We start from the raw sequence: 18,307 nt of genomic DNA on the forward strand, positions 1-18,307 counted from the left end.
AAGATAAGCCCATAACGGATTTACAGTACCTATGCTGTCAAGCCGTGAAGGGTCACTAGGCCCTACCCACGTCCTCCGGATCGATCGTGGAGGCATCGGGGTCGATGTGCGCCCCCGTGCCCCGACCGGGGCTCGTCCCCGCCGCGGTGTCGTCGTCTGTCGACCCGCCGTCACCGGGTGCCTCGTCGCCGGGTGACGACTCGCCGTCACCCGGTCCCTGGTCGCCGGGTGACGGCTCGCCGTCACCGGGTGCCTCGTCGTGGTGAGTCGGCTTGCGGTCGCCGGATGCCTCGTCGTCGTGGCCCTCGCCCACCTCTTCGTCCGCGGGCTCGCGCCCCGGCAGCCACACACTCGTGTCGTGGTGGGAGCCCCGCCTGCGCAGTACCACGAACGCGATCAGCGCCGCCACCGCCAGGCCGAGGGCAGCCCAGGCGTTCAGCCGGATACCGGCGAACTCCAGGGCCGGGTCCATCCGCAGCCCCTCGATCCAGAACCGCCCCGAGGCGTACATCAGCACATACAGGGCGAACACCTGGCCACCGCCGAGCCGCAGACGCCGGTCCAACAGCACCAGCAGCGCCGCCATGAACAGGTTCCAGATGAGTTCGTACAGGAACGTCGGGTGAACCAGCGTGCCCGCCTCGAGGCCGTGCGCGGCCAGGATGTGCCCGTCGATCTGCAGGCCCCACGGCAGGTCGGTGGGACCACCGAAGAGTTCCTGGTTGAAGTAGTTGCCCAGCCGGCCCACCGCCTGGGCGACCAGCAGCGCCGGCGCGATGGCATCGGCCATCGGAGCCAGGCGCAGGCCCTTGCGACGCAGTACCAGCCAGCCGGCCAGGGTGCCCAGGGCGATGGCACCGATGATCGCCAGACCCCCGCGCCAGATGTACAGCGCCTCCAGCGGGTCCGCACCGGGCCCGAAGTAGGAGGGGTAATGGGTGAGCACGTGGTAGATCCGGGCACCGATGATGCCCGCCGGGACGGCGACGATCAGCATGTCCGCGAACGCCCCGTCCGGGCCGCCCCTGGCCCGGTATCGCCGGATGGTGATGATGCTCGCGAGCAGGATCCCGGTCAAGATCGCCAGCGCGTAGGCGCGCAACGGCAACGGCCCGAGGTACCAGACCCCCTGAGCGGGACTCGGGATACCCGCGGTGGCGAGCAACTGGCCCATCAGTGCTCCCGACTCACGGGCGACCGGTCAGCCGCGCGCACGCCCTCGGCGAGCTCAGCGGTCAGCGCACTCAGGTCAGCAAGGCCCGCGTCCCGGTCACCATCGGTGCGGACCAGGGTGCGGACCAGTGCCGAACCCACGATCACCCCGTCGGCGTAGGCCGCCACCTGGGCTGCCTGCACGCCGTTGGAGACCCCAAGGCCCACACACACCCGGCTCGCACCGGCGGCGCGGGTCGCAGCGACGAGATCCGCCGCGCGCGCCCCGACTTCGGCCCGGGCGCCCGTCACCCCCATGGTGGAGGCGGCGTAGACGAAGCCGCGGCACGCCGCCGCCGTCATCGCCAGACGCTCGGTGGTGGAACTGGGCGCCACCAGGAACACCCGGTCCAGGTCATGCTCCTGCGCCGCACTGATCCACTCCTGGGCCTCATCGGGAATGAGGTCCGGGGTGATCAGGCCCGCTCCCCCGGCGGCCGCAAGGTCCCGCGCGAACTCGCGCAGCCCGTACCGCAGCACCGGATTGTAGTACGTCATCACGAGCGTGGGGGCGCCGGTGGCGGCGACCTCGCGGACGGCGTGCAGGACGTCGGTGGTGCGGGTGCCGGAGTCCAGGGCCGCTTGCACACGGTCTGCTGGATGACCGGCCCGTCCATGCCCGGATCGGAGTAGGGCAGTCCGAGTTCGATGATGTCCGCCCCGGCCGCCACCGCGGCCTTGGCCGCGGCGATCGAACCCTCCAGGTCCGGGTAGCCCACCGGCAGATAGACCATCAGTGCGGCCCGGCCCTCGGCCCGGGCGGCATCGAGTACAGCAGCGGTGGCGCTCATTCGGCGTCCGGCTCCTCATCGATCAGGCCGAACCAGTCGGCCGCGGTGGCCACATCCTTGTCACCACGCCCGGACAGGCTCACCAACAGGGTGGCCTCGGAGCCGTCGCCGGCCGCCTCGGCCAGTTCAGGGCCCAGTTGCAACGCCCCGGCCAACGCGTGGGCGCTCTCGATCGCCGGGATGATGCCTTCGGCGCGGCACAACAGCGCGAAGGCGTCCATGGCCTCGGTGTCACTGATGGGGCGGTACTGCGCACGCCCGATATCGGCCAGCCAGGAATGCTCCGGGCCAACCCCCGGGTAGTCCAACCCGGCCGAGATCGAATGCGAGGGCAGGGTCTGACCGTCGGCGTCCTGCAGCAGATAGGAGTGTGCGCCATGGAAGACGCCCGGTGAGCCCTTGGTGATGGTGGCAGCGTGCCGGTCGGTGTCCACCCCGTCACCGGCCGCCTCGCAACCGATCAGGCGCACCTGAGCATCATCGAGGAAGGCGTGGAAGATGCCCATCGCATTCGATCCGCCACCTACGCAGGCCACGACCGCATCGGGGAGTACCCCGTAGCGCTCCAGCACCTGGGCCCGGGCCTCGGTGCCGATGATCTTCTGCAGGTCCCGCACCATGGTGGGGAACGGGTGCGGGCCCGCCACCGTTCCGAAGACGTAGTTGGTGGTCTCGACGTTGGTGACCCAGTCCCGGAAAGCCTCGTTGATCGCGTCCTTCAGGGTGCGGGTGCCGGTGCGCACCGGCACTACCTCCGCTCCGAGCAGGCGCATCCGGGCCACGTTCAACGCCTGGCGCCGGGTGTCCTCCTCGCCCATGTAGATCGTGCACTCCAGGCCGAACAGGGCAGCCGCCGTGGCCGTGGCCACGCCGTGCTGCCCGGCGCCGGTCTCGGCGATGATGCGCTTCTTGCCGACCATCTCGGTGAGCAGGGCCTGGCCGAGCACGTTATTGATCTTGTGGGAGCCGGTGTGGTTCAGGTCCTCACGCTTCAGCAGCACCCGGACTCCACCGGCATGCTCGGCGAACCGGGGCACCTCGGTGATCGGGCTCGGCCGGCCGGTGTAGTCGGCGTGCAGGGCGTTCAACCGGGCGGCGAAGTCCGGCTCCGTTCTGGCCTTCTCCCAGGCCGCGGAAAGGTCGTCCAGCGCGGCGATGAGAGCCTCGGCCACGAACCGGCCGCCGAAGTCACCGAAGTAGGGGCCCACGGCCAGGCGCAGTTGCTCGGCGCGATCCCGCAGGGTCATCGGGACCGGACCGCACGCAGGGCCGGGTGCGAACCGGCGGCCACCATGTCCGCCACCGCCGCCCGGGCATCTTCTCCGGTCACCAGCGCCTCCCCGACCAGCACCGCGTCGGCACCGGCGCGGGCGTACTCGAACACGTCGTGCGGCCCTCGCACACCCGAAGCCGCGACCTTGACGATGCCGGAGGGCACCAGGGGGGCGAGTTCGTTGAACCTGTTCCGGTCCACCTCCAGGGTGTGCAGGTTCCGGGCGTTGATGCCCAGCACCGAAGCCCCGGCGTCCACGGCGCGGTCCACCTCCTCGGCGGTGTGCGCCTCGACCAGCGCGGTCATCCCCAGCGAGTGGATCCGCTCGGTCAGGGCCGTGAGCACGTTCTGCTCCAGTGCCGCCACGATCAGCAGCACCACGTCGGCACCGTGGGCCCGGGCCTCCCACACCTGGTAGGGCGTGACGATGAAGTCCTTGCGCAGTACCGGTACGTCCACCACGGCCCGTACTGCGGACAGGTCGTCCAGGGAGCCACCGAACCGGCGGGACTCGGTGAGCACGCTGATCACGCACGCTCCCCCGGCCTCGTACTCAGCGGCCAGTTTCGCCGGATCGTCGATCGGCGCCAGGGAGCCCTTGGACGGGCTGGACCGCTTGACCTCGGCGATCACCGTGACGGCATCGGTCTTGGCGATGACCTCGCGGGCCTGCATCGCCGAGGGGGGCGCGCGTCCGCGCGCTGCTTGAGCTCATCGAGGCTCACGTCGGCCTCGCGTGCGGCGAGATCCTCACGGACCCCTGCCACGATCTCCTCCAGAACAGTCACGCTGCACTCTCCTCCCGGTCCCATCGTAGGGGCCCGAGGTCGTGTGGATGACCGTGGGCCCGACCCGACGCCTCCGGATGGGAACGCGTGAGCGTCGGACTACCTGTCGGCGTCCTGCGCCTCGGCCTCCCGGTTCTGACCCCCGTCGCCCTCGGCGGACTGGACCTGGGCGGCCGGGGACTTCCCGTCGTGAGCCTCCGGTGCCTCGGGAGGGGCGCCCTGCAGGTCGGACTTGCGCGATTCGCGGCGATCGGACCGGGGCTGCGTAGGTGCGCCAACTCGTCATCGGGGTCCGGCCTCGCGGGCTGGCTCGGTTGACCCATCCCCAATCCGCGCAGCACCAGTGAGATCACCGCACCGACCACCAGCACGATCACGCCGGCCAGGATCACCGGGTTGGACGGCAGGATGATCCCGATCGCCACGATCACCGCACCCACGGCCGACACGCCCATCAACGCCCAACCCGCCGGTGTCCCACCGTGGTTGGCGTGCGGGGCGTGCGACGGCGGTTCGGACGGTGGCAACGGCGGGTACTGGGACGAGTTCGACATGGGTGCAGATCCTCCTGGAATGTGGCTGGACACAGCCTATCGCTCCCGACCGGAGGCATCGCGCCCAGCGCCCCGCTCGCCGGGCTCGTCGTGCCCGCTATGCCCGCTGTGCGCATCGTCGTCGGTCGCGCTGGGATCCAGGCCACTACTGAGCGCATCCCAGTCCGCCCGGGAAGTGGCCTGTCCGTCGCAGCACCGCTTGCGCGCGTCCCGGCCGGCCCAGCACCCTCGGGACGCACCACAGCGCGCTCATATCTGGCCGCCGCCGGCGCCCAGGTACCGGCCCGGAACGGCAACACCAGGGCCACCAGGACGGTCGATGCCAGCAGCACCACCACCACCCAGGGCCACACGGTCAGTTCGGCCGCGCCGGTGATCTCCCGGACCCCGCCGACCTCCCCGGCCGCCGAGCGCGCCGCCGGGTCCGGGTCGGCGATCAGCACGAGCCCGGCGATCAGCGCCACCACCGCCGCCAGGGCCGCCGCTGCCGGTGCGAGGATCCGCACCACCGGGCCGGACAGACCCACGGCCAGTCCCGCGACCACCACGACCAGGGCCGCGCTGGGCACCACGGGCGCCGCTCCGGCACCGGAGACCCGCACCGGCTGGGGGCCCAGTGTCGTCACCGCCTCGGCACCGACCCAGGTGAGCAGGCTCAGGCCGAACGCGCCGGCGCCCAGCAGCACCGCACCAGGACCATCCGGCCGCGGCTCATTCCCTCGCCCCGGCCACCACGGTCCGCACCCCCGCGGCCCGCTGCACCGCCCGGACAGCCGCCGCCGCCTTGTTCCGGGACTCGACGTACTCGCTCTCGGGGTCGGAGTCGGCCACGATCCCACCGCCGGCCTGCACGGTGGCCCGCCCGTTCTTGATCACGGCGGTGCGGATCGCGATCGCCATGTCCATGTCCCCGGCGAAGTCGAAATAGCCCACCGCACCCCCGTAGATCCCGCGGCGCGCCGGTTCGAGCTCGTCGATGAGCGCGATCGCCCGTGCCTTCGGCGCGCCGGAAAGGGTCCCCGCCGGGAAGGTGGCGGTGAAGGCCTCCAGCGCCGTGGCGTCGGGCCGCAGATGCCCGGTGACGGTGGAGGCCATGTGCATGATGTGGCTGTAGCGCAGCACCTGCATCAGTTCCACCACGGTGACCGTGCCGGGTTGGCACACCCGGCCCAGGTCGTTGCGGGCCAGGTCCACCAGCATGATGTGCTCGGACCGTTCCTTGGGGTCGGCGAGCAGTTCCTCGGCCAGTTCCTTGTCCTGCGCCGGGGTGGCTCCCCTGGGCCTGGACCCCGCGATCGGGAACCCGGTCACCTCGCGGCCCTCGACCTTCACCAGCGTCTCCGGGGAGGAGCCCACCACATAGAAGTCCTCCCCTTCGGTGTCGGCCAGGTGCAGGTAGTACATGTACGGGCTGGGGTTGATGGTGCGCAGCACCCGGTAGACGTCCAGCGGGTCGGCGGGGCTGTCCAGGTCGAGTCGCTGGGACAACACCACCTGGAAGACCTCCCCGTCCACGATTGCCTGCTTGGCGGTGCGCACCCCGGAGAGGAAGTCCTCCTTGGGGGTGCGGAACCGCAAATCGGGCTCGACGGCGGCGTCACCGGTGACCAGTGGCTGGGCGGGCGCGGGCGCGACCATGGCCTCCTGCATGGCGTCCAGGCGAGCCACGGCGTCGTCGTAGGCCTCCTCGACGCGGGCGTCGGTGTCATCGAAGTTGATCGCGTTGGCGATCAACCACACCGACCCCCCGGCGTGGTCGACGGCGGCGAGGTCGCTGACCAGGCCCAGGCACACCTCCGGTACGTCGAGCTCGTCCGGGGCGTGCCCGGGCAATGAGGGCTCCCATTGATGGATCACGTCCCACCCCATCGAGCCGACGAGGCCGCCGGTCAGCGGCGGTAGGCCCTCGATGGCGGGCGTGTGCAGTTTCTCCAGCGCCTCACGCAGCACCTCGAGCACCGGACCGGTGGTGGGGATGCCGGCCGGGACGTCACCGCGCCAACGGGCCCGGCCCTGGTGGCACGTCAGTACCGCCCGGGCCCGGACGCCCACGAAGGACCAGCGCGACCAGACCCCGTCGGCACCGGCCGACTCCAGGATGAACGTGCCCTCCCGTCCCGCGCTGAGCCGGCGGTACAGGCCCACCGGGGTCACGTCGTCGGCCAGCAGCCTGCGAACCACCGGGATCACCCTTCGGTGGTCGGCAGCCATCGTCAGGAAGTCCTCCCGGGTCGGCCAGGTGTGGCCCCAGGGCAGGTCGGTGGGCGAATTGGGTGTGCCCGGGGCGGGCGCGTTCATGCCCGCACCGCCGAGAGTGCACCGCCGGCGTCGAAGCAACTGTGGGTACCGGTGTGACAGGCCGGGCCGTGCTGGCGTACCTGCACCAGCAGCGCGTCGCCGTCACAGTCCAGTTCCACCCCGCGCACTTCCTGGACATTGCCCGAGGTGTCACCCTTGCGCCAGTACTCGCCGCGGGAGCGGGACCAGAACGTCACCCGCCCGGAGGTGAGGGTGCGATGCAGGGCCTCATCGTCCATCCAGCCGACCATCAGCACCCGTGCGGTGCTCTCCTCCTGGATGACGGCGGCCACCAGGCCCTGGTCGTCTCGTTTCAATCGCGCGGCGACCTCGGGCGCCAGCGTTGCGGGGGATTCTTCAGGCACGGTGTCATCCTCCCACGCCCGCGGCGGTCTTCCACGCCCGCGCTCAACTGCTCTGCACCACCCAGGAGGCGTACATGTCGGCGTACCGGCCGCCGGCCTGCACCAGTTCGTTGTGCGGCCCGAACTCCACGATCCGTCCGGCGTCGACCACCACCACCAGATCGGCTGCCTCGGCGGTGGACAGCCGGTGCGCGATGGCCACCGAGGTGCGTCCGGCGGTCAGGGAGGCCAGCGCCCGGCTGATCCGGGCCTCGGTGGCAGGGTCGACGGCGGAGGTCGCCTCATCCAGGATCAGCACGTCCGCATCGGCCAGGTAGGCGCGGGCGATCGCGACCAGCTGGCGCTCCCCGGCGGACAGGGACTCCCCCCGCTGGCCCACGTCGGTGTGCACCCCGTGGGGCAGGGTGGCCAGCCAGTCGTCCAGGCCCAGGTCCCTCATCGCGGCGGCGACCCGTTCGGCGCCGGCGCGGGTGCGTCCGTACGCGACGTTCTCGGCGATGGTGCCGTCGAAGAGGAACCCCTCCTGGGGCACGATCACCACCCGCTGGCGCAGATCGGCCAGCGCGATCCGGCGCAGGTCCACCCCGTCCAGGCTCACCGTGCCGGTGGCCGGATCCATGAACCTGGTGAGGAGTTTGGCCAGGGTGGTCTTGCCCGAACCGGTCTCCCCCACTATCGCCACCCGGGCCCCAGCCGGAATGTCCAAGTTGATGCCGGTCAGCACGGGGTCACCACCGGGATAGGCGAAACTCACGTCGGTGAAGTTCAGGGCCGCCGGGCCGCGCGGCCCGAGCGGAGCGGGTTCGGCAGGCTCATCGATATCCAGCGGGGTGTGCACGATCGCGATCACGCGCCGCCACCCGGCCACGGCGTTCTGTAGTTCGTTGAGCACCTCGGTGGCGCTCTGCACCGGGCCCACGAAGATCTGCACCAGGAACAGGAACGCGAGCAGGACGCCGATGCTGATGCCCCCGTCCAGTCCCAGGTACACCCCGGCCACCACGACCCCGCCGAGCGCGACCGAGGACAGCAGCACCCCGGAGGAGAAGGCGATCGAGGCGTAGGTCTGGGCGCGTACCGCGGCGTCGCGGTGGCTGGTGATGGCCTGCTCGATGCGGCCCCTGGTCCGCTCACCCGCCCCGTAGGCGCGGATGGTGGAGGCACCCACGACCGCCTCGGAGACCGCAGCCAGCATGGCACCGACGCGTACCCGAACCTCGCCGTAGGCCTTGGAGAGGGCCTTCTGCGCCCGCGGCGCCAACAGCATCATCGGCACGAACGCGGCCCAGACCAGCAGGGTGAGTTGCCAGGAGTAGACCAGCATCACCACGGTGGCCCCGAGGATCTGCAGCGAGGACAGGATGAGCATCAACCCGCCCCACTGCACGAACAGCGAGATCGTGTCCACATCCGAGGTGACCCGGGAGACCAGCGACCCGCGGCGCTCGGTGTTCTGGGTCAGGGAGGACAGATCGTGGATGTGCCGGAAGGCGCGAACGCGTAGTTGGGCCAGGCCACCCTCTCGCTGCGCGGAACAGCCGGTAGTTCACCCAGGACGTGCACGCTCCGGTCAGCAGCAGTCCAACCGCGGCGATCGCGCACAGGCGCATCACCAGGCCCACGTCCACCCCGCCCGGGGCCAGGATGCCGGCATCGGTGGTGCGTTGCACCGCCAGCGGCACGATCAGGCGACCCGCAGTGGCCACCAGGGCCAGGGCCAGGGTGAACCCGATTCCGACGCGCATGGCCGGGGAGAGTCGGATCCCTTCGGCGACGGTGCCGAAGACACCGAGTTCGGAGGCCTCGGAGATGCGTGCGGAGGCTCTCTGCTCGTTCATGGTCACTCCCCCTCCCCCTCGCGCTCCTGGCGTTGCACCTGGTAGGCGGTGACGATCTGGCGGTAGCCGGCATCGCGGGTGAGCAGTTCGGCGTGGGTGCCCCGATCCACCACCTGCCCGCGCTCGAGGTGCAGCACGGAGTCGGCCATCGCGATGCTCGCGGTGCGGTAGGCCACCAGCACCACGCTGACACCGCCCACGTGCTCACCCAGGCCGCGCAGGATCTGCTGCTCCACCATGGGGTCCACCGCCGAGGTGGCATCGTCCATGATCAGCAGCCGGGGGCGGCGGATCAGGGCGCGGGCGATCGCGAGGCGCTGGCGCTGCCCCCCGGAGAGGCTGGAGCCGCGCTCGCCGATCACCGTGTCCAGGCCCTCGGGCAGGTCCTTGATGAACCCGTCGGCGCGTGCCACTTCCAGTGCGGACCACACGTGCTCGTCGGTCCATGCCGACGACTGTTCGAGGGTGACGTTGTTACGGACCGTGTCCTCGAACACGAATGCCTGCTGGGACACCAGGGCCACCGCCCCGGTGCGATGGGCGGTGGACACCTCGCGGGCGTCGAGGCCGTCGTAGCGCACCACCCCGGAGGTGGGGTCGCTGAGCCGGGCGAGCAGGTCCACCAGCGTGGACTTGCCCGAACCCGTGGAACCGACCACCGCGAGGATCTGGCCGGGCTCGACGGTGAAGGAGGCGTCCTTGAGCAGGTCCTGGGTACCGGCCGAGCCGTCCGCGTCGCGGCGCGGCACCGTCAGTGTCACGCACTCGGCGGACAGGTGCATCCCACCACCGGCGGTGAGCACACCGGTGCCCTCGCTCAGGTACCCGCGGGCGTCCACCACCCGGGAGATCCGGGCGTGCCCGACCAGGGACCGCGGCAGGTCACCGAGCACGAACCCGATGGCCCGTACCGGGAAGGTCAGGATGGTCAGCAGGTACGCGGTGGTGACCACCCCGCCGGTGTTCATCAGGCCTGCCTCGATCCGGACCGCACCCACGGCCAGCACCCCCAGCGTGGCCAGGGCGGGCAGGTACTCGATCGCGGGATCGAACACCGAACGGATCCGACCGACGCGCACGTTCGCCGCCCGCAGGTCGTCTGCTGCCGCGGCGAACCGCTCCTCCTCCAGCGCCTCGGTACCTAGCGCCTTGACGACGGCGGCGGCCTCGAAGCTCTCGTGCGCGGAGTCGGCGACCACCGCTCGCTGATGCTGCACCTCGGTGACGGCTGGGTTGACGAAGCGCCGGTAGACGGCGTTGAGCACCAGCACCATCGGGAGCACCGCCACCCCGATCAGCCCCGTGACCGGATCAGCGATCAGCATCGCGGCCGAGGCGATGGCGATCATCACCAGCACGCCCAGCGCGAACGGCAGGGCCTGGAACACCCCGCCGGCGGCCTCGGCGTCGGCGTTGGCGTTGGAGAGCAACTGTCCAGCCGGGTGCCGCCGGTGCCAACTCATCGGCAGGCGCAGGTACTGCCGGGTGACCAGGCGGCGGTGACCGGCCTGCACATCCATGGTGCCCCGCCCGGCGAAGACGCGGCGGAGCGCCACACTCAGGGCGGTGACCAGGCCGATGCCGAGGAGCACCAGACCCGCGATCCAGATGCGGGCTGTCGGGACGGCGGACCCGGACAGTGCCGGTACCACCACGGAGTCGGTGATCTGACCAAGTGCCCATCCCGAGCCCACCAGTGCGGCCCCGTAGACGGCGCTGGCGGTGATAGCGACGGCGAACGTGCGTTTCTGCGACGCGATTCCCCGGCCGATCAGCAGCAGCGAGCGGCGCAGCGCGCCACCGGGAAGTGCGTACGCCCGAGAGCTTGCTGCCTCAGGCGGTCCTGCCATGACGGGGTCTGCTCCTCGATGGTGATGTGCGCACCATCGTCCCACACGCCCTCTACCGCCATGTACAACGACACTGTGACGTGGGTCCTGTTGTGCGATCGTGAGGGATGGACTGGTATCGCTGGGAGCAGCGCGAGTTGGCGAACACACTGCGGGCGGTTGGCCCCGACGCCCCCACCCTGTGCGAGGGGTGGCGAAGCCGCCACCTGGCCGCCCACCTGTACCTGCGGTTGCACCGCCCGGGACAGTTCCTCGCCGGACTCCTGCCCGGACTGACCGATGCGGGCACCCGCACCATGGAGTTGGGTGAGGCCCATGCCGATCCGGAGGCTTACGAGGGATTGCTGGATCGGTTCCTGGCCGAGCCTGCCGCCTGGAACCCGATGGCACTGGCCGGGGATGCGATCCACCTGCTGGAGTACGTGGTGCATCACGAGGATGTCCGCCGCGCCGACGGGCCGGTTCAGCCGCGCGATCTGGCGCCGGAACAGTTGTCTACCCTATGGGTGCAGGTCCGCCGGGCAGGCAGGACCACCCAGACCCGGGACCGCACCGGGATGGTGCTGGTGGTGCCCGGTGGACCCAGGGCGGTGGTGCGCCGCGCACGGCACAGCATCGCCGTCACCGGCGATCCGGTGGAACTCGCGCTGTACCTGACCGGTCGCGCCGAGCAAGCCGACGTCGACGTCGTCGCGGTCGCAGCGCAGCAGCCGACGCTGTGAGCAGTGATCTGCAGTCAGCGACGCACGGTGAACCCGGCCCCGGCCAAGGCGTCCTTGACCTGACCGATCGTGAGGCTGCCGTAGTGGAAGACGCTGGCCGCCAGCACCGCATCGACTCCGCAGTGGGCGACCGCAACGAAGTCCTCGACGCTGCCGGCGCCTCCGGAGGCGATCAGCGGGACGCTGACCCGCTCACGCACCGCCGTCGTCATCTCCAGGTCGAATCCGGCTGTGGTGCCGTCGGCGTCCATGGAGTTCAACAGGATCTCCCCCACCCCTGATTCGGCCGCCCGCACCGCCCAGGTCACCGCGTCGATGCCGGTGCCGCGCCGCCCGCCATGAGTGGTGACCTCGAACCCAGATCCGGTCGTGGTCCCCTCGGGCGACCGACGGGCGTCCACGCTCAGCACCAGCACCTGGGACCCGAACCGCTGCGCGATCTCCTCGATCAACTCCGGACGCTGGGTCGCGGCTGTGTTCACCCCGACCTTGTCCGCTCCAGCGCGCAGCAGCGCATCCACGTCGGTGACGGTGCGCACGCCACCGCCGACCGTCAACGGCACCGACACCTCCTCTGCGGTGGTGCTGACGACGTCCACGGTTGTGGCCCGGTCCTCGGTGGAGGCCGAGATGTCCAGGAACGTCAACTCGTCAGCCCCCTCGGCCACGTACCGCTTGGCGAGTTCGACGGGGTCGCCCGCATCGCGCAGATTGGCGAAGTTCACCCCCTTGACCACCCGTCCGCCGTCCACATCCAGGCACGGGATCACCCGTAGCGCCACGCTCATCCGGTGTCCTCCTCCTCGTTGCCGCCGTCCTCGCCGCCGTTCTCGCCGTCCTCGCCGCCGTCCTCGCCGCCGTTCTCGCCGCCGTTCTCGCCGTCCTCGGGGTCCTCGCCGTTCTCCTCCATCGCCGAGACCGCGAGCACATCGATGAGGAACACCAGCGCCTCGGTGCCGAACGCCAGTTCCGGGGGCGTCACCAGGATCAACCGGGATCCGACCTGCTCATCGACCAGCCCGTTCTGCCAAGCCGGGATCAGGCCGGTGAAGGGGATCGTGGTGGGCAACATGCCCTCCCCCCAGAGGGTGTCGGTGATCTCGCCGGTGCTCCAGGAGTAGGTGGAGTAGCGCACCGTGACGGCCTGCCCGTCGCGGACCTGGGGGCCGTCACCACGCAGTACCGGAACCACCTGCAGGTCCGCCGGTGGGTCGGCATCAGGTACCTGCACCACGGGGATCCCGTCGTCGTCGGTACCGACCTGCGGGGTCTGGTCGTCGTTCTTGGGTGCCGGAACCGGTTCGCCCCAGGCGGTGGTGTGGCGGATGTCGTACACCAGCACGGTGGGGTTGGGCCGTTCCCGGGTACCAAGTTCCACCCGGAGCAACCGCGAACCCTCGGTGCGTCCGAGGAGTTCGGCATGCAACACCCCGGCGTCCTCACCGAGCACCATGATCTCCGGGGACTCCTGGTAGTTCTCCCTGATCGTCTCCCCGGTCACCGCGTCGATGGCGAGGTAGGACAGCATCACCGCGGCGGCATCGCGCAGTTCGGTTCCCTCGCCGGTGATGATCTCCTCGGTGTAGGGCGCCGAAATGCTCAATGGCGTCTCGAAGTCGACCCGGGGCATCGTGCCGAACTCCCCGGAAACCCAGACCTCGCCGTCAGACTCCGGATCCGGTTCCTGCCGGCAGGCCACGGCCGCACCGAGCGTGGCCAGGCTCAGCGCACTCAGGACGGTTCGGCGGGATGGCAACACAGATCCAGAGTCTACGGCTCCCGAGCCACTGCCTCAGATCACCGGCATCGGACCCGGGTGGGCCTCATCCATGCTGGCGATCAACCGGTCCACCCGCTCATCGGAGGAGCGGAACGGGTCCTTGCACAGCACCGTGCGGCCGGAGTAGTCGTTCAGTTTCAGGTGCACCCAATCCACGGTGAAATCCCGGCGGCGCTCGGTTGCGGCACGGACGAAGTCGCCCCGGAGCTTGGCCCGGGTGGTCTGCGGCGGTGTGGTGGTCGCCGTCTCCACCTCCTCCACCGAGACCATCGTGGCGGCCAGGCCGCGGGCCTCCAGTTTCGGGAACAACCCGTGCCGCGGTGAGATGTCGTGATAGGCCAGCAGCAGCCGGCTCACCCGGGCGTCGGTCAGCGGCAGGTTCTTCCCGGCCAGGTACCGGTCCAGGAGCCGTTTCTTGATCACCCAGTCGAGTTCGGTCTCAACCGGTTCGAGGTTCCCGGTGCGCAACCCCTCCAGCCCACGCGACCACAGGTCCAGCACCCAGCCGTCGTAGGGGCCGTGCTGGTCGCTCTCGGACAGGTAGGTGCGGGTGCGCTCCAGGTAGTACTCCTGAACTTCCAGGGCACTGGCCGTGGTGCCGTGCGCCAGCGGAACCTGGGTGGAGGTGGTCAGGTCGTGGGAGATCTGGCGGATCGCCCGCACCGGGTTGGCGAAGGTGAAGTCACGCAGGATCACCCCGGCTTCCAGCATCCGCAGGATCAGGTCGGTCATGCCCACCTTGAGCATCGTGGTGGTCTGGGACATCGAGGAGTCCCCGCTGATCACGTGCAGGCGGCGGTACAGGTCGGCGTCGGCGTGCGGTTCGTCCCGGGTGTTGATGATCGGGCGGGACCTGGTGGTGGCCGAGCTGGTCGCCTCCCACATGTGGTCGGCACGCTGGGAGAAGCAGTACCGGGCCCCACCGCTCCCGGGCAGCACGTGCCCGGCGCCGGTGAGGATCTGGCGGGTGATGAGGAACGGGATGAGCGCGTGGGCGGTACGGCTGAAGTCCGAGCGCCGCCGGATCAGGTAGTTCTCGTGGCACCCGTAGGAGTTCCCCGCCGAGTCCAGGTTGTTCTTGAACATGTGGATGGTGCCGTCGATACCGTCGGCGGCCATCCGTTCCTGGGCGTCGGCCAACAGCCCGACCATTATCTGCTCGCCGGCCTTGTCCTGAATGAGGAGCTGGCGGAGGTCATCACACTCGGCCGTGGCGTACTCGGGGTGGGACCCCACATCGAGGTACAGGCGCGCACCGTTGCCCAGGAACACGTTCGACGACCGGCCCCAGGCCACTACCTTGCGGAACAGGTACCGGGCGATCTCCTCGGCCGACGGCGTGCGTCCCGAGGTGGTGTCCGAGGTGATGCCGAACTCGGTCTCCAGGCCGAAGATGCGCGCGGTCATTCGTTCAGCAACGATTCCAGGGCACTCGCATCGAGCCGACGGAACGCCCGGCGGAGCCGAGTCCGGTCCAATACGGCCGCTTCCAGGCCGGTAGCGGGTATCCGGCGCCGTTTCCCGCCCTCCTCGACCTCCGCATCCGGACTGCCCAGGGCGCTCACCGCCAGGCGCATCACCTCGCTCAGCTCCAGGCCGGTGCGCCACTGCTCGGCCACGATCCGGCCGAGCCGGTCCGCCGCACCACCCATGACCACGAAGCCGTGCTCGTCGCTGACCGACCCGTCGTAGGAGAGCCGGTAGATCTGGTCGGTGTCCTGATCCGCGCCTACCTCGGCGACGGCGATCTCGACCTCCAGTGGCTTGGACTCGGTGGTGAACACCGCCCCCAGGCTCTGCGCGTAGGCGTTGGCCAGGCCCCGGGCGTTGACGTCGGTGCGGTCGTAGGAGTAGCCACGCAGGTCCGCGTAGCGGATCCCGGCCACCCGCAGGTTCTCGAACTCGTTGTACTTGCCCACCGCGGCGAAGGCGATCCGGTCGTAGATCTCGGAGATCTTGTGCAATGCCCTGGAGGGGTTCTCGGTGACGAAGGCGATCCCGCCGACGTAGCCCAGTGCCACCACCGAGCGGCCGCGCGCGATGCCCTTGCGCGCGAAGTCCGCCCGGTCCTTCATCAGTTGTTCCGGGGAGACGTAGTACGCCTGCGTCATGACCGGTCTCCTTCCTCGGTCTCGGCGAGCCGGGCGTTGATCTCCTCGGCGTGTCGGCCCAGGTCCGGCGCCGGGATCCGGGTGAACCCCTCGACGTCGATGCGCACCACGACCGGGTAGATCTTGCGCAGCAGGTCCGGGCCGGCCGTTGCCGAGTCGTCATCCGCCGCGTCGACCAGGGCCCGCAGCGCGGTACGCACCGCGGCGTCGGGATCGAGGTCGGGTTGCCAGAGCTTCTTCAGTGAACCGCGGGCGTAGACCCCGCCGGATCCGACGGCGTGGTAGTCACGTTCCTCATACCGCCCGCCGACGACGTCGTAGGAGAAGATCCGACCGGTCCCCTCGCCCTGGTCGTAGCCGCCGAACAGCGGGATCGCGGCCAGACCCTGCAGTGCCAGGGGGAGGTTGGAACGGACCATCGTGGCCAGCCGGTTCGCCTTCCCCTCCAACGACAACAGCGCACCCTCGATCTTCTCGAAGTGCTCCAACTCGAGTTGGAACAGGCGCACCAGTTCCACTGCGAGGCCGGCGGTGCCGGCGATCCCGATCGCGGAGAACTCGTCGGCGGAGAACACCTTTTCCATCCGCCGGTGCGAGATCTGGGAACCCATCGTGGCGCGCCGGTCCCCGGCCATCACCACACCACCGGGGTAGGTCAGCGCGACGATGGTGGTGGCGTGGGGGGCCGGTAGCGAAGCCACGTCCAGTTCCTGCCCGGCATAGCGTCGCCCGGGAAGGAGTTCGGGTGCCGCCTCAGCCAGGAATTCAGTGAACGAGGCGCTGCCCGGACGGGTGTAGACCGCCGGCAGCCGGTCCCCGGCTGCGCCGGTCACTGGCCGCCCTTCTGCACGAAGCCGCGAACGAACGTCTCCGCGTTGGTCTCCAGCACCTCATCGATCTCATCGAGGAGCGCATCGACCTCGGCATCCTGTGCGCGGGCACCCGCGCCGGTCGGGGCCGGAGTGGGTACGTCGTCGTCGGGCGGGTCGGACGGGCGCTTCTGCTCGAACTGGCGGGCCACCGATGCCTCCTAGTTATGCCGGGAGAACTGTTGCCTCGATCCTACGACGCGCGGGCTCGCCCCGGCGTCATGGATTGCCGAGTGCGGCAATCAGATCCTCCGCCCGCGGGTGCGCAGCCAGCAGATCACCCACGTGCTCGGCACTGCCCCGGTAGGGGTCGGAGGTCGGCACCCGCGTCAGGTGTGCCCGGCCGGGCAGGTCGAAGACCACCGCGTCCCAGTTCGCCGCCTCCACCTGGGGACCGTACCGCCGGAGCGTCTCGCCGCGGAAGTAGGCCCGGGTGTCCGACGGAGGGTTGGCGATGGCGTGCTCCACCTGCTGGTCGTCGACCAGGATCTCCACTCCCCCCGCTGCGGCCAGGCGGGCGTAGACACCCTTCTCCGGGCGTAGATCGGACCACTGCAGATCCATCGCGGCCAGGCGGTGGTCGTCCCAGTCCGTCCCCCGGCGGGCGCGCATGCCCTCCAGCAGGCGGAGTTTGGCCACCCACTCCACCTCCCGGGCGCACTGGGCCGGGTCGGTGGCCAGCCTGGACAGCACCTCGCGCCATCGCACCAGGACGTCCCGGGTCTGCTCATCGACCCGGCCGCGCTCGTGCAGCGCCGCCCCGATCACGTCCGCGTAGATCTGCTGGATCTGTACCGCGGTCATGCTGCGGCCATCCTCCAGGTCCACTTTCTCCCCCAGGGTCAGGTCCCGGCTGATCGTGCGGACCGCCGCGACCGGGTCGGCCAGTCGGAGCGCGGACAGTTCCAGCGGGACCTGCCCGGTCTCCAGCAGCCAGAGCAGGAGCGCGGTGGTCCCGAGCTTCAGGTAATTCGACACCTGGACCAGGTTGGCGTCACCGATGATCACGTGCAGGCGCCGGTAGTCGCGGGGATCGGCGTGCGGTTCGTCCCTGGTGTTGATGATCGGGCGGCGCAGGGTCGTCTCCAGGCCGACCTCCGCCTCGATGAAGTCGGCCCGCTGGGAGATCTGGTAACCGGGGTTCTCGCCATGCTGACCAAGGCCCACCCGGCCCGCACCGCAGAAGATCTGCCGGGTCACCAGGAACGGGGTGAGGTAGTCCACGATGTCACCGAAGGGCACCCGGCGGTCCACCAGGTAGTTCTCGTGGGTGCCGTAGCTCGCACCCTTGCCATCGGTGTTGTTCTTGTACAGGGTCACAGTGGGCATGCCGGGGATCTGGGCGAGCAACCTGCTGGCTCGCAGCGCGATCTCGTCGCCGGCCCGGTCCCAGGTCAGCGCTGCCAGCGGTCCGGTGGTCTCGGGTCCGGAGTACTCCGGGTGGGCGTGGTCGACATAGAACCTGGCTCCATTGGTCAGCACGGCGTTGGCCACCAGCCCCTGATCCGGCTCCGGCGCGCCGCGGCGCTGCTCCCGGATGGCCGGCAAGTGTGCCGCCAAAGCGGCCCCGCTCGCCTCGGATCCAGGGGTATCGGTGAGTTGGCTCGGATGGGCCGCCCCGCGCTCCAGCCGCCAGCCCCGGGCATCGTTGAGCGGATCCTCATCGGAGTAGTCCCACCGCGGTGAGGTGCCTTCCGGGAGCGCGTGCCGGGCGTAGGCGGTGACCACCTGGGCCGACATCAGCATCGGGTTCAGCCCGGGACTGTCGCCCATGATGCCGAACTCGGTCTCCATGCCCACGATCCGCCGCACACTCACCCACCCAGCCTAAGTGGCCCCGCCGGTCGGCTGCGCTG

16 protein-coding genes and 2 pseudogenes are annotated in these 18,307 nt (G+C 70.1%); 1 reads left to right on the forward strand and 17 read right to left on the reverse strand.

Annotated elements, in window-relative coordinates:
- Positions 1 to 55: 55 nt before the first annotated feature.
- The 10 genes and pseudogenes from lgt to ACRRRO_RS19190 all read right to left on the reverse strand — a co-directional run bounded on the left by lgt (position 56) and on the right by ACRRRO_RS19190 (position 10,969).
- A complete protein-coding gene (lgt, locus tag ACRRRO_RS19145; RefSeq protein ID WP_424797901.1) occupies positions 56 to 1,174 on the reverse strand; it encodes a prolipoprotein diacylglyceryl transferase in 1,119 nt (372 codons plus the stop codon).
- Positions 1,174 to 2,003, reverse strand: a pseudogene (gene trpA, locus ACRRRO_RS19150) (tryptophan synthase subunit alpha). Before trpA ends, lgt begins: the two are co-directional and overlap by 1 nt.
- Complete coding sequence (gene trpB, locus ACRRRO_RS19155) at positions 2,000 to 3,250, reverse strand: tryptophan synthase subunit beta (RefSeq protein ID WP_424797899.1); 1,251 nt, start codon at positions 3,248 to 3,250, stop codon at positions 2,000 to 2,002. The pseudogene trpA and the gene trpB overlap by 4 nt, the downstream one beginning before the upstream one ends.
- Positions 3,247 to 4,064: pseudogene (gene trpC, locus ACRRRO_RS19160) on the reverse strand (indole-3-glycerol phosphate synthase TrpC). Before trpC ends, trpB begins: the two are co-directional and overlap by 4 nt.
- Complete coding sequence (locus ACRRRO_RS19165; protein ID WP_434080720.1) at positions 4,061 to 4,618, reverse strand: HGxxPAAW family protein; 558 nt, start codon at positions 4,616 to 4,618, stop codon at positions 4,061 to 4,063. Before ACRRRO_RS19165 ends, trpC begins: the two are co-directional and overlap by 4 nt.
- On the reverse strand, positions 4,519 to 5,304 hold the full coding sequence (locus ACRRRO_RS19170) for a Trp biosynthesis-associated membrane protein (RefSeq protein WP_434080721.1): 786 nt from the start codon (positions 5,302 to 5,304) through the stop codon (positions 4,519 to 4,521). The genes ACRRRO_RS19165 and ACRRRO_RS19170 overlap by 100 nt, the downstream gene beginning before the upstream one ends.
- Before the next feature lie 25 nt (positions 5,305 to 5,329).
- Positions 5,330 to 6,916 carry an anthranilate synthase component I gene (locus tag ACRRRO_RS19175; RefSeq protein ID WP_424789141.1) on the reverse strand — a complete coding sequence of 529 codons (1,587 nt, stop codon included), beginning with the start codon at positions 6,914 to 6,916 and terminating at the stop codon, positions 5,330 to 5,332.
- Positions 6,913 to 7,281 (reverse strand): phosphoribosyl-AMP cyclohydrolase, encoded by a 369-nt coding sequence (gene hisI, locus ACRRRO_RS19180; protein WP_424789142.1) that lies wholly within the window; start codon positions 7,279 to 7,281, stop codon positions 6,913 to 6,915. The genes ACRRRO_RS19175 and hisI overlap by 4 nt, the downstream gene beginning before the upstream one ends.
- 43 nt (positions 7,282 to 7,324) lie before the next feature.
- The gene (locus tag ACRRRO_RS19185) at positions 7,325 to 8,794 is read right to left on the reverse strand and encodes an ABC transporter ATP-binding protein (RefSeq protein WP_434081607.1); all 1,470 of its coding nucleotides are present in this window, start codon (positions 8,792 to 8,794) and stop codon (positions 7,325 to 7,327) included.
- 327 nt (positions 8,795 to 9,121) lie between these two features.
- Positions 9,122 to 10,969: an ABC transporter ATP-binding protein gene (locus ACRRRO_RS19190; protein WP_424797894.1), complete on the reverse strand. Its 1,848-nt coding sequence runs from the start codon at positions 10,967 to 10,969 to the stop codon at positions 9,122 to 9,124.
- A 107-nt stretch (positions 10,970 to 11,076) separates the two neighbouring features.
- Here ACRRRO_RS19190 and ACRRRO_RS19195 point away from each other — a divergent pair, with 107 nt between their 5' ends.
- Positions 11,077 to 11,691 carry a TIGR03085 family metal-binding protein gene (locus tag ACRRRO_RS19195; RefSeq protein ID WP_424797893.1) on the forward strand — a complete coding sequence of 205 codons (615 nt, stop codon included), beginning with the start codon at positions 11,077 to 11,079 and terminating at the stop codon, positions 11,689 to 11,691.
- Between the two features lie 14 nt (positions 11,692 to 11,705).
- On the opposite strand, the gene hisF is transcribed toward ACRRRO_RS19195, so the two are convergent.
- The 7 genes from hisF to dop form a co-directional block, all read right to left on the reverse strand.
- Positions 11,706 to 12,479: an imidazole glycerol phosphate synthase subunit HisF gene (gene hisF, locus ACRRRO_RS19200; protein WP_424797892.1), complete on the reverse strand. Its 774-nt coding sequence runs from the start codon at positions 12,477 to 12,479 to the stop codon at positions 11,706 to 11,708.
- Positions 12,476 to 13,450 carry an FKBP-type peptidyl-prolyl cis-trans isomerase gene (locus ACRRRO_RS19205; protein WP_424797891.1) on the reverse strand — a complete coding sequence of 325 codons (975 nt, stop codon included), beginning with the start codon at positions 13,448 to 13,450 and terminating at the stop codon, positions 12,476 to 12,478. Before ACRRRO_RS19205 ends, hisF begins: the two co-directional genes overlap by 4 nt.
- A gap of 33 nt (positions 13,451 to 13,483) precedes the next feature.
- Positions 13,484 to 14,878, reverse strand: coding sequence for a Pup--protein ligase (gene pafA / locus ACRRRO_RS19210; protein ID WP_424797890.1), 1,395 nt, complete (start codon positions 14,876 to 14,878; stop codon positions 13,484 to 13,486).
- Positions 14,875 to 15,582 (reverse strand): proteasome subunit alpha, encoded by a 708-nt coding sequence (prcA, locus tag ACRRRO_RS19215; protein WP_424797889.1) that lies wholly within the window; start codon positions 15,580 to 15,582, stop codon positions 14,875 to 14,877. Before prcA ends, pafA begins: the two co-directional genes overlap by 4 nt.
- Positions 15,579 to 16,415 carry a proteasome subunit beta gene (gene prcB, locus ACRRRO_RS19220; protein ID WP_424797888.1) on the reverse strand — a complete coding sequence of 279 codons (837 nt, stop codon included), beginning with the start codon at positions 16,413 to 16,415 and terminating at the stop codon, positions 15,579 to 15,581. The genes prcA and prcB overlap by 4 nt, the downstream gene beginning before the upstream one ends.
- Positions 16,412 to 16,603, reverse strand: coding sequence for a ubiquitin-like protein Pup (locus ACRRRO_RS19225; protein ID WP_424789151.1), 192 nt, complete (start codon positions 16,601 to 16,603; stop codon positions 16,412 to 16,414). The genes prcB and ACRRRO_RS19225 overlap by 4 nt, the downstream gene beginning before the upstream one ends.
- A gap of 67 nt (positions 16,604 to 16,670) precedes the next feature.
- Entirely contained in the window at positions 16,671 to 18,269 is a 1,599-nt protein-coding gene (dop, locus tag ACRRRO_RS19230) for a depupylase/deamidase Dop (protein WP_424797887.1), read from the reverse strand.
- Positions 18,270 to 18,307: the final 38 nt, after the last annotated feature.

This window comes from Sanguibacter sp. Z1732, from assembly GCF_051020515.1.
In the GTDB taxonomy this organism is placed as follows: domain Bacteria; phylum Actinomycetota; class Actinomycetes; order Actinomycetales; family Beutenbergiaceae; genus CALKWS01.